Origin of the sequence: Oceanobacillus sojae, from assembly GCF_900162665.1 — a bacterium.
Lineage (GTDB): Bacteria > Bacillota > Bacilli > Bacillales > Amphibacillaceae > Oceanobacillus > Oceanobacillus sojae_A.
This window is the reverse complement of the sequence record NZ_LT727810.1, coordinates 193031-207590: the sequence shown is the minus strand read 5'-3', so window position 1 is coordinate 207590 and position 14560 is coordinate 193031. Positions and strand designations below refer to the sequence as shown.

Sequence of the window (14560 nt, the reverse complement as noted above, 5' to 3'; positions counted from 1 at the left end):
TTGTTTAATATAAAATAAGCCGTTAGTGTTGTATTTATTTTATCTAATAATAAGAAACAATACTAATTTTCGATTTCCAAAGCTTTTTAGATATTAAAAAATCCTTTATATTGAACAGCCGGAATCTCTAGCTGAATCCAATATAAAGGAAATATGTTTTTTAAAGGTTTACCCGTTCTCTATATCTGTCAATCAGAACTTGATTGTGCTCATCCGAGCCTTCCAGGTTTCCACTTAAGAAAATAGGAGGTTCATAATTGTTTTCTGCCATCTGCTTGATAGACGCTGCAAAAACAGCATTTAATATAGCCGCACCAATTACAGTAGAGCTAGGTGAGAATTTTATTTTTACTTTTTCATGTGACAGAAGTGCATCTCCGATTGGTGCATGATTATCAATAACTAAGTCCACTGCATCATACAGATACTCCCCGCTGTCATGACGTGATGGCTGACTGGATGAATATGCAATGGAAGTAATACCGATTACAAAAGCACCTTTATCTTTAGCCATTTTTGCTGCGTCAACCGGTACAGGGTTTCTTCCAGAAGTGGAAAGAATAATGACAATATCCTCTGGACGGATATCCTGCTCCTCCATAAAAACCTTGGCGTAATCATTTTTTCTTTCCAAGTCTGATGAGCGGACAGCACCTTCATGAAGCATCAGCGGCTCATGAAAAATAGGATGGATTGGTACCAGTCCACCCGCACGATAATAGACTTCCTCCGTTAAAATATGCGAATGCCCGCAGCCGAACAAATGAATAATTCCACCATTTTGAATAGCCTCTGCAACTTTTTGGGCTGCGTCTGCCATTGCCTTCTTTTCTTCTTTTTCTACTGTTTTCAGTAAATCTGTAATTTGATTAAAATACTGATGGATCATGATAATCCTCCCTTCCGCTTTATCGCTCCTAAACTTTCCATAATACTGATTATATTTTCTAAAGCTATATCGATAATATATTTCCCCTTTTCCTCCGTTGCAAGACTGGCATCTCCTAACACCGCTGACTCTGTGAAATCCTCCCATGGTGTAGGTGTAGCATCAGCATACATTGGTATATCAGGTGTATCGGCAGGAGCTTTATCCATATTTACGAATTCGGGCGCCAGATAAAGCATGTAAGATGTTTCTATCTCATCGGCATGGAAATAGGTATTGTGAGAAGCATTTTTATCACGAATTTCAGCTGCAGCTTTATTCATGCCTGGATAAAAGAAATAGAATACACGTAACTCCGGACAAGATTCATATAATTCACGGGCTGCCTCTTTTAAAGCAGTCTGATTTCCCAAGTGCCCATTCACCATGGCAAATGTTTTAAATCCTTGTTTATACAGACTTTCTCCGATATCAACCAGAAATGCGATAAGGGAGCGATTACTTATATTAATACTCCCCGGAAAATCACGCAGACTCCACACCTGACCATAAGGTAAAGTAGGCAGTACCAGTCCGTTCACACGTTCCGCTATTTTTTGTGACAAACGTTCTGCAAGAATATTATCTGTTCCAAGCGGTAAGTGTGGTCCGTGTGCCTCTACTGCACCAATTGGTAAAATAGCAATTTTAGATTGATTAATTTTCTCCTTTACCTCAAATGAATTTTCATATTGGAATTCCATTTTTTCATCTCCTGAATTTTCATCTATCACTTTAAAGTTTAAATGGTTTACAACACTCTATTTTTTAAATGTAAAGCAGCGGGCCGGATTTTGAATAAAGAACTTATCGATTAATTTCTCACCATCAAATCCGTTTTTATATGCCTCATCAATAAAGCGCGGCACCCATTTCCCAATGATATATTCCAGTCCTAACCCATAGTCATAATGCTTGTAATAGGACTTTCTTGCTGTATCCCCACTGACGAGAATCTGATCTTCATACCCTTTTTTAACCAGATCCAATATACATTGAATACGTGTACTTTCCGGAGCATATTTAATTTTTGAAATGCCATCAAAGGAAAGATATGCACCTGTTTGTGCAATTTGCTCATGATAGTAAGGGTCCGGATTACGATCCATATGTCCAAAGCTCATATATTCCAGATTAACGTTTTCCTTTTGCAGCAGTTCTATTTGTTCGAGTCCCATCGTTCCGGCTTCTGTATGGGAATGCATCGGGGCTTTTGTTTCATGGTGCGCAATCGCTACTGCGCGCAATGTTTTTTCTTCTAAAGGTGTTATTCGGTTATAGCCGGTACCAAATTTTACCTGTCCGCCTCTTATTCCAGTACCTTCTAATCCTTCTTCTATTTCACGAATGACAAAATCAGCCAGCTCATTAACCGATTTTGCATCAATCCATTGATAATACGTCGCATAATCCCCGGTCACTTTTTTAACATGCTCTGGTATTGACGCATCCCAGAGAAAGCTTTTATTAAATCCAGCTGTACCAATAATCGTAATCCCTGTCTCTTCCGCAATTTCCTTCACTGCTTGAATATCACGTCCATAATCTACAGCAGTCGCATCCACAATTGCCTTTCCGCCAAGCTTTTGAAAATCCAGGACATCCAGTTTTGACTTCTCTTTATCATCCAGAAGCAAATCATCCTTTTTCTGCTCGACCCAGTATGGCGGCCGACAAACGATATGTTCATGTGAATAGGTAAATCCTAATGTTGATGGGTCTATATCGCCATGCAATGTTCTGATAAAACTCATTGGAATCACTCCAGTTAATCATTTTTTGTTAAAATATATCCCTTTATTTTAGAAGAGTAGCTGTGCTAAAAGCCGAATAATCGGCCCCAATATAAACATATCTGAATCAGCTGCCCACATGGCCGTATCTGGAACAGTACCTGGTAAAAGCATTTTCACCATGATAAATTGTCCCCATGCAACGACTGTAGCAGTAATAAATCCGCCCATGACAGCTCCTCTGACACCACCTGTTGCATTTCCGAATACGCCGGCAGTTGCAGAGTGAAAGAACAACACAATCATTGTCGGTACGAATACATAACTAACGGTATTCCCTAAAACAACTAACCAGATTAAAGCTCCGACAAACGCTCCAAGGAACCCTAAAATAACGGCATTCGGTGCAAAGGGAAACACAACCGGACTATCCAATGCAGGCTTTGCTCCCGGCACAATTTTAGTTGCGATCCCTTTAAAAGCAGGAACCATTTCCCCGATAAACATACGTACCCCTAAAAGAACAACCGCAATACCTGCTGCAAATGTGAAGGATTGAATAATTGCATATACAATAAAGTTCTGTTCTCCAGCAGCTGCCACCAGTTCTTGTGCTCCCGGTGTATCTTTAAACGAAATAATAATTGCTCCGACTAAAAATAACAGTCCCATTGTCAACGCTGTGATAACATTTGAATCTCTTAAAAACTCCAGTCCTTTTGGCAGTTTAATTTTTTCAGAGTCATTTTCTTTGTTACCAAGATACTTACCTGCTAAAGCACTTAATAAAGAAACAGAAGCAGACGTATGACCGAGGGCAATATTATCGTTGCCCATAATTTTCCGCATGAATGGCTGTGTTAATGCAGGCTGAATGGTCCAGTATAATCCCATAATAATCGCCAGGAAGATGACCAGCTTAATAAAGGAAACATCTCCAACTGTTTGAATCACAATTCCTGCGAAAATGGTCGTCGTCCAAAACATCATATGGCCAGTCAAATAAATGTATTTCAGCTTCGTAAATCTGGCTAAGAGAACATTTATTACAAAGCCTAGTGTCATTGCCAAAGTAACCGCACTTCCATACCTTGCATTAAACACTTCCTGCCCCATAAAGCTTCCAAGCGGCTCTTCTGATAAATTAAATACTTCTTTCCACAGCGGTTCAAACACTGTCAAAGCACCGGTAATGACGCCTGCTCCAGCGGAGATAATCAAAAATCCAATGATAGCTTTAAATGTGCCGCTAATTACCTGACTGGTGCTTTTTTTCTGTAAAAGTAATCCTAAAAGAACGATAAAGCCCAGCAACATTGCTGCCTGTCCAAAAATATTTGTGGCAATCCAGAAAATTACGTCCATTGTAATCCCCTCCTATTTGTTTAATTCACCAGATTTTCATCTATTACTTTATTGATTTCATCCATGTCAAAATAGTTATTAACAATAAGAATTTTTGCCTGATGATCTGTCAAACTCTCTGCCAATTCATTGCCGGTAATGATATAATCCGCTCCCATATTGGATGCGGAAGAAACATCCGTATGTTCCACGTCAGCACTGATTCCTCTATCTGCTAATGCCTGCTCTACATTCATTTTTAAAATCAGACTTGTTCCCTGGCCTAATCCACAAACTGCTAATACCTTTATCATCATTCATCGCTCCATTTCCACTATATTTTTTATTTCTTCATACGTTGTTGCATGTGTTAATTTTTCTATATTTACAGGATCGTTAAGAAGCATTGTAAGCTTCCGGAGCAGTGTTAAATGCTCGTCACTGGATGATGCGCCTAAACCAAATACAAGACGGACCGGATCATTGGATGAATGTCCAAATTCTATAGGATTCTTTAATTGCACCAGGGAGACAGATGCTTCCTTTACCCCATCCTCCGGCCTTGCATGCGGAATAGCAATGTGGGGTGCCAAAACAAAATATGGTCCGTTTTCTTTATACGCATTTTTCATTGCTTCAATATATGATCCCTCTATAAGCTCATCCTCTGCTAAGAGGTCACCAGCAGCTTCAATCGCTTCATAAGCATTAGAAACCTCCACACCAAACTTTACGATACTTTCTTCTAAAAACTTCATAATCTATTAACCACCTGCCCTTTACTGCTGATTGGCTTCCGTTGAATAGCGCTGTATCCAATCCACGATAGCCTGTTTATCTCTGGTTGCTATAATTTCTTTCTTTATCTCTTTATTGGAAAACAGCTTTGTTAACTGTGATAAGGCTTTTAAATGCTGTTCGTTATCTTTGGAAGCCAATATGACGATAATTGCTGCCGGTTTCCCTAACATATCTACTGGTTCTTCCAGATGAAGCATACTCATCCCTGTTGTAATCACACCGTCATCCGGATTGGCATGAGGAAGTGCAAATTGATCAGATATTACAATATAAGGACCTGATTGATGCACATTTTCAATCATCTTATATAGATAGTTTTCTTTAATATATCCTTGCTTCAGCAATGGCTCAGAAGCGATTTTAATCGCATCCTCCCATCCTTGAGCCTGTTTTTTCAATACCATTCTGTCAGGAGGCAACAGTTCCATTAAATCGGGCTTTTCTGTTTTACTTCCGGTATGAAAAGGCGAATAAAGATAACTTCGAATCTCTTCAGAAAGTAATTCATTATGCTCAATAACCGCATATTTTCTTACAATGTCCATAAGTGTCTCAACAGAATAAATCTGATTGCCCTGTGAACAATTGAACAAACTATTTACTCTTTTTAATAGCTGCTCCTTTTCCTTGTTGTCCAAAACCGGATCAACGACAAATACTGGAATACCACGATTGGGAAGAGGAATAGTTGAAACGATAAAATCTGCTTCTAAATTCATTTTTTCATATTCTCTTAATGAGGTAACACCAATCATCTCCACATCAGAGAACAATCCTTCAAGCTGACTCTCCAGCAGTCTCGATGTTCCCAGTCCATTCGTACAGACGATAAGCATCCTTGTCCGGGTTTTCTCCAGCTGAACTCCTTCCTTACGAAGCCAGCCGCCAAAATGCATGGCAAGAAAAGCTATTTCATTTTCATTGATTGGCTGACCAATTACATTTTCGAAATGGTGCACAACTTTTTTTGTCAAATGGAAAACTTCCGGATAATTTCGTTTAACCGAATCACACAAAGTATTTTCAATCTCAATTCCATATTTCATGCGATAGAAAGCCGGCTTCACATGCAGAAGTAAATTTTGAATCATTTGTTCAGAATCACGAAACTCAATCGCAGCATACAATTGAAAATCACGAATCATCTTTTTTACTACTTGAAGCAATGTGTTCATTTCCCCACTTTTAAACTGTGGACTAAAGTTGTAATTCACTTTGGCACCAAGGAGGTATTTCGAAAAATAAAATTGTTCATCTAAAGGTATCTCTATCTTTAAGGCTGCTGATAAATTATGACATAACGCACTTATTCCTCTATATTCATCCGTTGCTTGGATAACTTCTTTTTCAACAACATCCACTTCAACAGATTCTTCTTTTGCAATCCGTTTCAAAAAGAAATGGAACCAGACAACAATATTCGTTAACACTTCATCCGTAAGTTCAACCATAAATTGCTTTTCATACTCATTTAACAATTGATTTAACAACTGCATCCACGAAAGATTGAATATAGAGTAAGGTTTATACGCCTGATTTCCAGTGTTTATTGGTGTATTAAATAAATTGGTTAGATAGTTATACCATCCTTCTTTTGGTATAACTATAGATAAACAGTGAATCAGCACTCTCCTGATATCGTTTTCATTTCCTTCTAAAGTGTAACCGGCTTTGCGTTGCGGATATAAGTGCAGTTGGTACGTTACTAGTTTGTCCTTTAATTTTCTTATATCCTCTAATGCGGTATTTCTGCTCACTTGAAAAAGCTCCCGAATATCCTCCAGAAAATATGCCTTATCTCCTCCAGTCAGATGAAGATAAATCCATGCCTGTCTTTCTTCAGCAGAGAATTCATAATACATTACTTCAGGTGCAGTAAAATTGGCCAGAATTTCCTTTTTCGCTTCTTTTTCTATATATAGGCCTTGCCCTCTCACTTGTTTCACTGCACCAAGATGATTTTCGCTCAACCAATCATTGATCTTATCGAGATCACTATAAATGGTACGTCGTGATACATTTAACATTGCTGCAAGTTTCTGAATAGTAATGTATCCATTCTGTTTCAATAACTGATTTAAAACCGCCATACTGCGCTGATCCATTATTCGACACCTCCAATCTGCCTTTTAAAATTAGTATGTGCCGTTATCTTTATTATAGTAAGAACTTATTATTACAGTAAGACCAAATGAACCACAGGGAATTTTGTAAAAATGGGCGGAAGTTCTAAGGCATTTTTCAGAAGCAATAGGACACGCCTTTTCCATATTGCTTCTTCAGCATACTCTTAGTTGTTCTTTTAGACATAATAAACGCTCCCTTTATAATAGACAGAGAATTTTTTATGATTCCCTGTCCCACTATAAAGAGAGCGTATCAAACCCGAAGTGAGAGCTTATTTTTATTTATCGTTGTTCATCAGAGTCATTTAGCGCATCCTTGACATCACCTTTTTTATCTTTCGCTGCACCTTTGGCTTTATCGGCTTTACCTTCTGCCTGTTTTTTCTTATTATCTGTTACTTTTCCAAATGCCTCTTTGGCTTCTCCTTTTACTTTGTCTCCTGCGCCTTTTACTTTATCTTTAAATCCATCACTCATGTTCATCAACCTCCTAATAGCTTTAAAAAGAAATTTCTTTATACTAATTGTTTACCACGAAATTATTGATGTAAACATAAATCCTAAGCTCCAACCCGAAACTCCCGTCTGAATGAGAATAATAACTATCTATCATTATTCGCCCTATAAAACACATGTAAAAGCAAGGAAATATATTCCATTGTCATTAATTGATTCGTATCTGCCAAAAATTTGTATGATGCGTTTTCTATCTCTTCGAACATAATATTACAATATTACCTCTACTAATTTTTCTTGATTATATTATATAGAGTAAACACTTCCAGGCTGTATCTCCTTTCTTCACTAGCTGATGAAATGGAACTGAGCGTAGCAAGAAGATTTATCTGATCTACCAATAATTGTTCAATTGAATAAAATTACTATCTTAAATATTTATTTTATATAAAACGTTTACAAAAGGTCATCCTCATGTTATATTCATTATAATCAATAACAAAAAATACGATAAAGATTATAATGAATTTAGAAAGGAGAGCAGATATGCCAACACCTTTATATAAACAAGTAAAACAAACTATTTTAAAAGAGATTAATCATCATATGAAAGAAGGTGATCTACTGCCAACAGAAGGAGAATTGGAAAAAAAGCATGACGTCAGCAGAATAACAATCCGCAAAGCAATCGATAGCCTGGTGACTGAAGGGTATGTCGAAAAAATTCAAGGAAAAGGAACATTCGTTAAGTCTACAAAGATTGTACAGGATGCCGGCAGTATCACAAGCTGGACAGAGGAAATGCACTTAAAAGGAAAAAAACCGGATACTGTCAAGCAACACATTTATGAGGTAAGCCCTTCTTTAAAAATGAAAAGAAAGCTTAATTTACAGCCGAATGAAAAAATCATATGCGTAGAAAGAATCCGTTTGGCTGATGGGGAACCGCTCGCACTCATGTTTAACTATTTACGTGAAAAGTATATCCCGGGTTTTTTAGAAAATGGGTTTACAAGAGAATCATTATACGAAGAGCTTGAAAAAAATTACGATATTGTTTTGGAGGATGCAACAGAACAAATTAAAGCCCGGTTAGCAACAGATTTAGAAGCATCCAGACTTGGTATATCACCTGAAGATGCTGTTATGCATATAACCAGGACTACTTTTTTACCTAATGGAGCTCCATTTGAAATGGTTGAGATGGTCAGCCGATCAGATAAGTACGAGTATCATATAAACGTATCTGGAAGAAATAAAAATAAAACAATCAGATAGGAATGGTTTGGATGACATTATTAAAAGAAAAAGCCGTGGAATTGGATGTGGAGTTGGAGAATGCTGTCGACGCTATCCGCTTAAGTGGTGAATTACTGGTTGAAACAGGATGTGCCACCCAGGAATATACAGAGGCAATGATAGAAGGATATGAGAGAGTCGGGCCCTATATTGTTATCGCACCAGGTATCGCTATTCCTCATTCCCGGCCTGATAACGGAGCACTTCAATCCGGTTTTTCACTTATCCGTTTAAAACAACCCATCTCTTTCGGTCATGAGAAAAATGATCCGGTCAAGCTGGTCTGTGCTATTTCAGGGATTGGCGATAATGGCCATATCGAAATGCTTCAAAAAATTGCGATGGTTCTCGGAGATAAAGATAAATTTAATAAGATTATGCATGCGAAAGATTATGATGAATTATCAAAAATAATAACAATTTAGGAGTGAACAATATGTATATTTTAAGTGTGTGCGGTATGGGATTTGGGACAAGCTTGATGTTATTAATGGATATTCAGTCAATGGCAAAGGATCATGGCTATACAGTTGAGGGAGAAGCAACCGACCTCGGCAGTGCAAAAGGAAAAAGTTGCGACTTGATTGTCGCTTCAAGTGAAATCGCTGCCAGTCTGACAGGTGAAGAAGTTCCCGTTGTTGCTATAGACAACTTACTTGATAAAGATGAAATAAAAGAAAAAGTACTTCCATTGATTGAGAGGCTATCCAAGGAGGGATAAATCATGTTAGATGTATTTGTTTCCATTTTAAGTAACCCGTCTATCATTATTGCTATCATTGCCGGTCTAGGCTTGGTTGCATTGCGAAAATCAGCCTCCGATGTTATTAAGGGAACAATGAAAACATTATTTGGGTTCCTGATACTTCAACAAGGAGCGAACATAATTGTCGGTTCATTGGTTCCCTTCAGTACAATGTTTACAGAAGCTTTTGGATTAACAGGTATTGTTGCTGAAGACAATGCAATTGCTGCAGCAGTTCAAACTGTATTAGGAAAAGAAACCGCATTCATACTGATCTTTTCTTTCTTAATTAATGTAGCGATTGCCCGTTTCACAAAGTTCAAATATATATTCCTTACTGGTCATATGATGTTTTCTTTTGCGGCAACCATGGCTATTGTATTCAGCCAAATGGGACTGTCTACGACGATGACTATTATCTGGGGGTCTATTGTTCAGGGTATTTCCATGGTATTCTTCCCGGCTATCTCTCAATCTTCCGTCCGGAAAGTTATCGGTAACGATAATGTTGCTTTTGGTTTTTGGGGGAGCTCCTGGATTTCTTTATCCGGCTGGATTGGAGGAATCTTTGGAAACAAAGAACAATCTACTGAAGACGTCAAGGTACCAAAATCCCTCGACTTCTTAAAAGATATGAGTATTTTAATGGGGATTATAATGGTTCTGGTCTATGTGATTACAGCCAGTTTCGTAGATAGTCAGGTTATGAACGAAATTTCTGGAGGCGTCAATCGGTATCAGTTTGTTATTTTTGAGGCATTAGGCTTTGTAGTAGGGATTCTTATCCTGTTAATGGGTGTTCGCATGTTTCTTGGAGAAATTGTCCCTGCATTTAAAGGAATTGGTGAAAAAATCGTTCCTGGTGCAAAACCTGCATTGGACGTCCCTATCTTTTATTCTTATGCCCCTGTAGCAGTTACTATAGGATTCCTTACAGCATTAGCCGGCGGTTTAATTGTAACTTTTATGTCCAGCTTTTTACCAGTGGCAGTCCTCCCGTCAGTTATAGGGCTGTTCTTCATGGGTGGAGCTGCCGGAGTATTCGGAAATGCCCGGGGCGGATTACGCGGAGCTGTTATTAGCGGCTTTTTCCTGGGATTCACTTTTTCCCTATTGGTAGCTTTGGCATACCCGCTGATAGGGTTAAGTGAATATGGTATCGGCGGCTTATGGTTTGCCTCTCCAGATGCTATTATTGTCGTTATTTTAATTAAGCTGGTTGGCTTATTATTTGGAATTGGATTCTAAGAAAAGAGGAGTGAATGTAATGAGTAAAAAAATAAGGACTGTTTTAGGAGATATTAATAAAGAAGATTTGGGATTCACATATAGTCACGAGCATTTATGGACGAATCCCCCTGCTTCTCAAAAAGACCGTGATTTAGAACTCACAGACTATGAAGCAAGCGTAAGTGAACTTTGGAGATTTCAAAAAGCAGGCGGGAATGCACTAGTTGATGCTACGACACTTGATTATGGCAGAGATGCTTCTAAACTCGTACAAATGTCTAAAGAAACAGGGGTAAATGTCGTTGCCACTTCAGGGTTCAATAAACATATTTACTTTCCAAAATGGGTAGATGCGTTGACCATCGATGAAATTAAACAGAAGTTAATAAGAGATGTAACCATTGGGATGGATGGTACAGAAGCAAAAGCCGGCTTTTTAAAGTCAGGCGCCTGGAATCAGCTTATTCATCCGTTAGAAGAAAAAGTGACCAGAGCAGTTGCACGTGCACAGCTTGAAACAGGTGCACCTGTTTGGCTCCATACTGAAGCAGGGACGATGGGATTAGAATTATTAGATATTTTAGAAGAAGAAGGCGTTGATTTAAACTTGGTAGGCGTCGGGCACAGCGATAGAAACGCTGATCCTTACTACCATTTAAAGCTTGCAGAACGAGGAGCTTATGTACAATTTGACGGCACAAGTAAAATTAAATACTATCCGGACAGCACTCGTGTGGAATTAATCAAAAATATGATTAACAATGGTTTCGCTCATAAATTACTGATTTCTGCTGATATGGGACGCCAATGCTATCTTCATGCATATGGCGGCGGACCTGGATTTGAGTATATTCTAAAAAAATTCATCCCCCGATTATTAGATGAAGGAATCAGCCAGTCTGATATTGATACGATATTTATCGAAAATCCAGCAAATTGGCTTGCACACTTTTAAGGAGCGGTAAAAATGACACAACTAATTGCGATTATACGTGGCGTAGAAGCTGAGAATATACTTGAAATTACTGAAGGGCTGCTTGAAGCTGGGGTCGATACGCTCGAGGTTTCATTAAGCAATGAACAGCAAGGCCTGGAATGTATTCGTACTATTAAAACTGCCTATGGAAACCAATTGAACCTGGGAGCAGGGACAGTAATTTCTGAACAGCAGGCAGATAAAGCATTAGAAGCCGGCGCAACATTTTTAATTACTCCTGGCTGGGATAAAGAGCTGGCGAAGTATATTTTATCAAAAGAGATTCCTATTTTCCCTGGTGTTTTCTCACCAGGGGAGATCATGCAAGCTGCCAGCCTTGGAATCGAAACGGTGAAACTGTTCCCAGTTTCTGATTTGGGGACCAGCTTTATCAAAAATGTAAAAGGGCCATTTCCTAATATGAATTTTATGGCAGTAGGAGGAGTTACGCATAACAATATTGCAGCATTAAAAAATGCTGGGTGCTCCTACTTTGCAATTGGAAGTGATCTTGTTCCAAGAGGAGCAACGAAAAAAGACAAAGAAAAAATAAAGACAAATGCAGAAGGATATATAAAACTTCTTGAGGAGGTGTAGCTATGGGACAAGCGAAAGAAATCTTAAATATGACCCGGGATGAAGTAGCCGCTGCAGTAAAAGAATATCCTGTCGCTATCCTCCCCCTCGGCGCTACAGAACAACACGGACATCATTTACCATTAGGTGTTGACGTTTATTTGGCGGAAGGAATCTCCAGAAAACTTTCTGAGCAGACAGGCGCGCTTCTCCTTCCCACGATGCCTTTTGGTTATTCCTGGGTATGGAGAAACATCCCGGGAACCGTTTCAATTCAACAGCATCATGTAGAAAGCATTATTAAGGATGTTGCTCACAGCGTAGCAAGATATGGCACAAAACTTCTTATACTTGTGAACGGACATGATGCCAACAATTCCAGTATGAAGTATGCTACCAGGGAACTTATGGATGAATTAGATATGACTGTTATCTATTTGTTCTATCCAAATATGGAGAAAATAAGAAATGAATATTGTGCCTCGCCTACCTGGTACGGCATGATTCACGCATGTGAATTTGAAACCTCTTTAATGCTGGCACTAAAACCGGAGCTTGTAGATATGGAGAAGGCTGTACGTGAATTTCCTGAAAAACCAGATTTATACGGGATGTCCACTATTTCACTAGGGGATTTAAGCAAAAGCGGTGTTTTCGGTGATGCAACAATTGCCAGTAAAGAAAAAGGAGAACGAATGCTTGAGGTTTTTGTAAATGATATGAAAGAGCTTATAAAAGAGGCTTATCCTGATTAATCGGAACATTTATATTTATTGTGCAGCAGAAACACATATTGTTTCTGCTGCACAATTTCTTTATTAACTCAACTTTCGCACACTGAAATAGGCAGGTAAGCCCTGATATAGCTGGGTAAACCTGCAATCCATTGTTGGACTTGACTTTTGATTAATTTTTGTACCTTTTTATTGCTCATTTTCAAGGCATCTTCAAGAAGCTCGATCAACTGCTGAAGTGCCACAGCCCAATCGAGATCACTAACTTCATCACACAATTCATAAAACATGCCGCCAAGTGTTCGCTCGTCTGTGCTACATCGGTTTTGCCACGAGAGAACAATATAGCGTGCGAATACGATGGTCGTATGACTAATTAAGCCGTCATACGAACGACTTTGGAACTCTTTTTGAAGTTTTAAAAGAGATTTTGTTGTTTTGAAAAAAACTTCAATGTCCCATCTCATCCCATAAATACGAATGATTTCTTGATCACTAAGTGTACAATCGGTGCTTAGAATAGCTAACCATTCGCTCTTTTTATTCCGATTACGAACAAAGACAACTTTAATAGGAATGCCATTCGCTTGTGTCGTATGAATCGAACGAAGAATGCCTTTCTTTCCATCTGTTGGTTTCGCAAAACGATAAAGTTCTTTTAAGCTTACACGTTGGCCATTCACAAGGTAACGCTGTTTCAAGTTCTTTACCATGCCAATGACGTCCAAGCCTTGCTCTTTTATCTCCTTAACGAGAGGCTGATACGTGAACCAAGAGTCCATCAGCACATAGGAAGCATCGATACCGGCATTCATCGCGCGTTCCACCATACTTGGTAGTTGCTCAGGTGCGGTTTGTAATGCTTCTACTCTGCGTTTATAACCGGAACTACGCTTATCAATTTTTGATGATATGCCATTTATTTGGCTTTTCTTCGAGCTCAATAAAGAAAAGTCTACGGGAATGAACGTTGCACCATCTGACCAACCAAGCGTGAGCATACGGAACCCTTTATAAAAGCGCATCTTTTGGGATGCATGGTCAAAACAGCGAGCTAATAATTCAACCGATTTACTGCGGTTACGATCATACGAAGAATCATCTACAATCAATACTTTGGGGCGATCATGACGCGTTAAGCTGGTTACTTTTCCAATGGTATGAGCACTTAGAAATAGTAAGAACCTTCTCCAAGCGAAGGTAGATTTGTTTAAAAAACGATAGACAGCATTCTTCTCTGGACAATCACTCGCTTTGTTACTTTGAAGTATTTGATACCAGTTCTTATTTTCAAAGATCAAACAAAAAATCAATTGAAAAAGATAGGCACAAGTAAAACCGACAGACTTTGTAATACCAGCTTTTCTAAGATGCTTATACACGTTTAATTCTTTAAAGATGGAAGAAAGTTCATTTGGTAGTTGATTATTTTGGTCATTATTCGCTATCATATAGGAGACACCTCTTCTGTATTGGTAGTGTTTTCTAGTCAATTACACTATACCAAAAGTTGAGGTGTTTTTTTATACCTATTTCTAATGTCAACGACCATATTTGAACAGTAATAAGCTTTACGGCTAGTTAAATTGAATGCTTCTTTCTAGCTGCGAAA

The 14560-nt window shown here is 38.5% G+C and carries 16 protein-coding genes; 7 read left to right on the top strand and 9 right to left on the bottom strand.

Annotated features, from left to right (window positions below; translation table 11 throughout):
- Positions 1-160: 160 nt before the first annotated feature.
- The 8 genes from BN1068_RS04765 to BN1068_RS04730 form a co-directional block, all read right to left on the bottom strand.
- Positions 161-889 (bottom strand): SIS domain-containing protein, encoded by a 729-nt coding sequence (locus BN1068_RS04765; protein WP_077601688.1) that lies wholly within the window; start codon positions 887-889, stop codon positions 161-163.
- Entirely contained in the window at positions 886-1632 is a 747-nt protein-coding gene (locus BN1068_RS04760) for a creatininase family protein (protein WP_077601687.1), read from the bottom strand. The genes BN1068_RS04765 and BN1068_RS04760 overlap by 4 nt, the downstream gene beginning before the upstream one ends.
- A 57-nt stretch (positions 1633-1689) precedes the next feature.
- Positions 1690-2682, bottom strand: coding sequence for a phosphotriesterase family protein (locus BN1068_RS04755; protein ID WP_077601686.1), 993 nt, complete (start codon positions 2680-2682; stop codon positions 1690-1692).
- 48 nt (positions 2683-2730) lie between these two features.
- Entirely contained in the window at positions 2731-4026 is a 1296-nt protein-coding gene (locus tag BN1068_RS04750; RefSeq protein ID WP_077601685.1) for a PTS ascorbate transporter subunit IIC, read from the bottom strand.
- 20 nt (positions 4027-4046) lie between these two features.
- Complete coding sequence (locus BN1068_RS04745) at positions 4047-4316, bottom strand: PTS sugar transporter subunit IIB (protein ID WP_077602189.1); 270 nt, start codon at positions 4314-4316, stop codon at positions 4047-4049.
- 6 nt (positions 4317-4322) lie between these two features.
- A complete protein-coding gene (locus tag BN1068_RS04740; RefSeq protein ID WP_077601684.1) occupies positions 4323-4763 on the bottom strand; it encodes a PTS sugar transporter subunit IIA in 441 nt (146 codons plus the stop codon).
- A 21-nt stretch (positions 4764-4784) separates the two neighbouring features.
- Complete coding sequence (locus BN1068_RS04735; protein WP_077601683.1) at positions 4785-6911, bottom strand: BglG family transcription antiterminator; 2127 nt, start codon at positions 6909-6911, stop codon at positions 4785-4787.
- 303 nt (positions 6912-7214) lie between these two features.
- Positions 7215-7409 (bottom strand): CsbD family protein, encoded by a 195-nt coding sequence (locus BN1068_RS04730; protein WP_373290620.1) that lies wholly within the window; start codon positions 7407-7409, stop codon positions 7215-7217.
- Between the two features lie 525 nt (positions 7410-7934).
- Here BN1068_RS04730 and BN1068_RS04725 point away from each other — a divergent pair.
- From BN1068_RS04725 to BN1068_RS04695, 7 genes are read left to right on the top strand one after another with little or no spacing between them, the layout of a single operon-like run.
- On the top strand, positions 7935-8666 hold the full coding sequence (locus BN1068_RS04725) for a GntR family transcriptional regulator (RefSeq protein ID WP_229720050.1): 732 nt from the start codon (positions 7935-7937) through the stop codon (positions 8664-8666).
- 11 nt (positions 8667-8677) lie between these two features.
- A complete protein-coding gene (locus tag BN1068_RS04720) occupies positions 8678-9112 on the top strand; it encodes a PTS sugar transporter subunit IIA (RefSeq protein ID WP_077601680.1) in 435 nt (144 codons plus the stop codon).
- 11 nt (positions 9113-9123) lie between these two features.
- Complete coding sequence (locus BN1068_RS04715; protein WP_077601679.1) at positions 9124-9408, top strand: PTS sugar transporter subunit IIB; 285 nt, start codon at positions 9124-9126, stop codon at positions 9406-9408.
- A 3-nt stretch (positions 9409-9411) separates the two neighbouring features.
- Positions 9412-10680, top strand: a complete 1269-nt coding sequence (locus tag BN1068_RS04710) for a PTS ascorbate transporter subunit IIC (protein WP_077601678.1) — start codon at positions 9412-9414, stop codon at positions 10678-10680.
- Between the two features lie 19 nt (positions 10681-10699).
- Entirely contained in the window at positions 10700-11617 is a 918-nt protein-coding gene (locus BN1068_RS04705; protein WP_077601677.1) for a phosphotriesterase family protein, read from the top strand.
- A 12-nt stretch (positions 11618-11629) separates the two neighbouring features.
- Positions 11630-12235, top strand: coding sequence for a bifunctional 4-hydroxy-2-oxoglutarate aldolase/2-dehydro-3-deoxy-phosphogluconate aldolase (locus tag BN1068_RS04700; RefSeq protein WP_077601676.1), 606 nt, complete (start codon positions 11630-11632; stop codon positions 12233-12235).
- Positions 12236-12237: 2 nt separating this feature from the next.
- Positions 12238-12969 (top strand): creatininase family protein, encoded by a 732-nt coding sequence (locus tag BN1068_RS04695; protein ID WP_077601675.1) that lies wholly within the window; start codon positions 12238-12240, stop codon positions 12967-12969.
- Positions 12970-13037: 68 nt separating this feature from the next.
- Here the strand turns inward: BN1068_RS04695 and BN1068_RS04690 are convergent, their stop codons facing one another.
- The gene (locus BN1068_RS04690) at positions 13038-14399 is read right to left on the bottom strand and encodes an IS4 family transposase (protein WP_077600813.1); all 1362 of its coding nucleotides are present in this window, start codon (positions 14397-14399) and stop codon (positions 13038-13040) included.
- Positions 14400-14560: the final 161 nt, after the last annotated feature.

Bases quoted from the DNA above. Each gene is read 5' to 3' on its own strand.
- BN1068_RS04705 (WP_077601677.1), top strand. From the start codon at position 10,700: ATGAGTAAAAAAATAAGGACTGTTTTAGGAGATATTAATAAAGAAGAT.
- BN1068_RS04765 (WP_077601688.1), bottom strand. From the start codon at position 889: ATGATCCATCAGTATTTTAATCAAATTACAGATTTACTGAAAACAGTA.
- BN1068_RS04725 (WP_229720050.1), top strand. From the start codon at position 7,935: ATGCCAACACCTTTATATAAACAAGTAAAACAAACTATTTTAAAAGAG.
- BN1068_RS04730 (WP_373290620.1), bottom strand. From the start codon at position 7,409: ATGAGTGATGGATTTAAAGATAAAGTAAAAGGCGCAGGAGACAAAGTA.
- BN1068_RS04700 (WP_077601676.1), top strand. From the start codon at position 11,630: ATGACACAACTAATTGCGATTATACGTGGCGTAGAAGCTGAGAATATA.
- BN1068_RS04750 (WP_077601685.1), bottom strand. From the start codon at position 4,026: ATGGACGTAATTTTCTGGATTGCCACAAATATTTTTGGACAGGCAGCA.
- BN1068_RS04760 (WP_077601687.1), bottom strand. From the start codon at position 1,632: ATGGAATTCCAATATGAAAATTCATTTGAGGTAAAGGAGAAAATTAAT.
- BN1068_RS04695 (WP_077601675.1), top strand. From the start codon at position 12,238: ATGGGACAAGCGAAAGAAATCTTAAATATGACCCGGGATGAAGTAGCC.
- BN1068_RS04740 (WP_077601684.1), bottom strand. From the start codon at position 4,763: ATGAAGTTTTTAGAAGAAAGTATCGTAAAGTTTGGTGTGGAGGTTTCT.
- BN1068_RS04710 (WP_077601678.1), top strand. From the start codon at position 9,412: ATGTTAGATGTATTTGTTTCCATTTTAAGTAACCCGTCTATCATTATT.
- BN1068_RS04715 (WP_077601679.1), top strand. From the start codon at position 9,124: ATGTATATTTTAAGTGTGTGCGGTATGGGATTTGGGACAAGCTTGATG.
- BN1068_RS04755 (WP_077601686.1), bottom strand. From the start codon at position 2,682: ATGAGTTTTATCAGAACATTGCATGGCGATATAGACCCATCAACATTA.
- BN1068_RS04720 (WP_077601680.1), top strand. From the start codon at position 8,678: ATGACATTATTAAAAGAAAAAGCCGTGGAATTGGATGTGGAGTTGGAG.
- BN1068_RS04735 (WP_077601683.1), bottom strand. From the start codon at position 6,911: ATGGATCAGCGCAGTATGGCGGTTTTAAATCAGTTATTGAAACAGAAT.
- BN1068_RS04690 (WP_077600813.1), bottom strand. From the start codon at position 14,399: ATGATAGCGAATAATGACCAAAATAATCAACTACCAAATGAACTTTCT.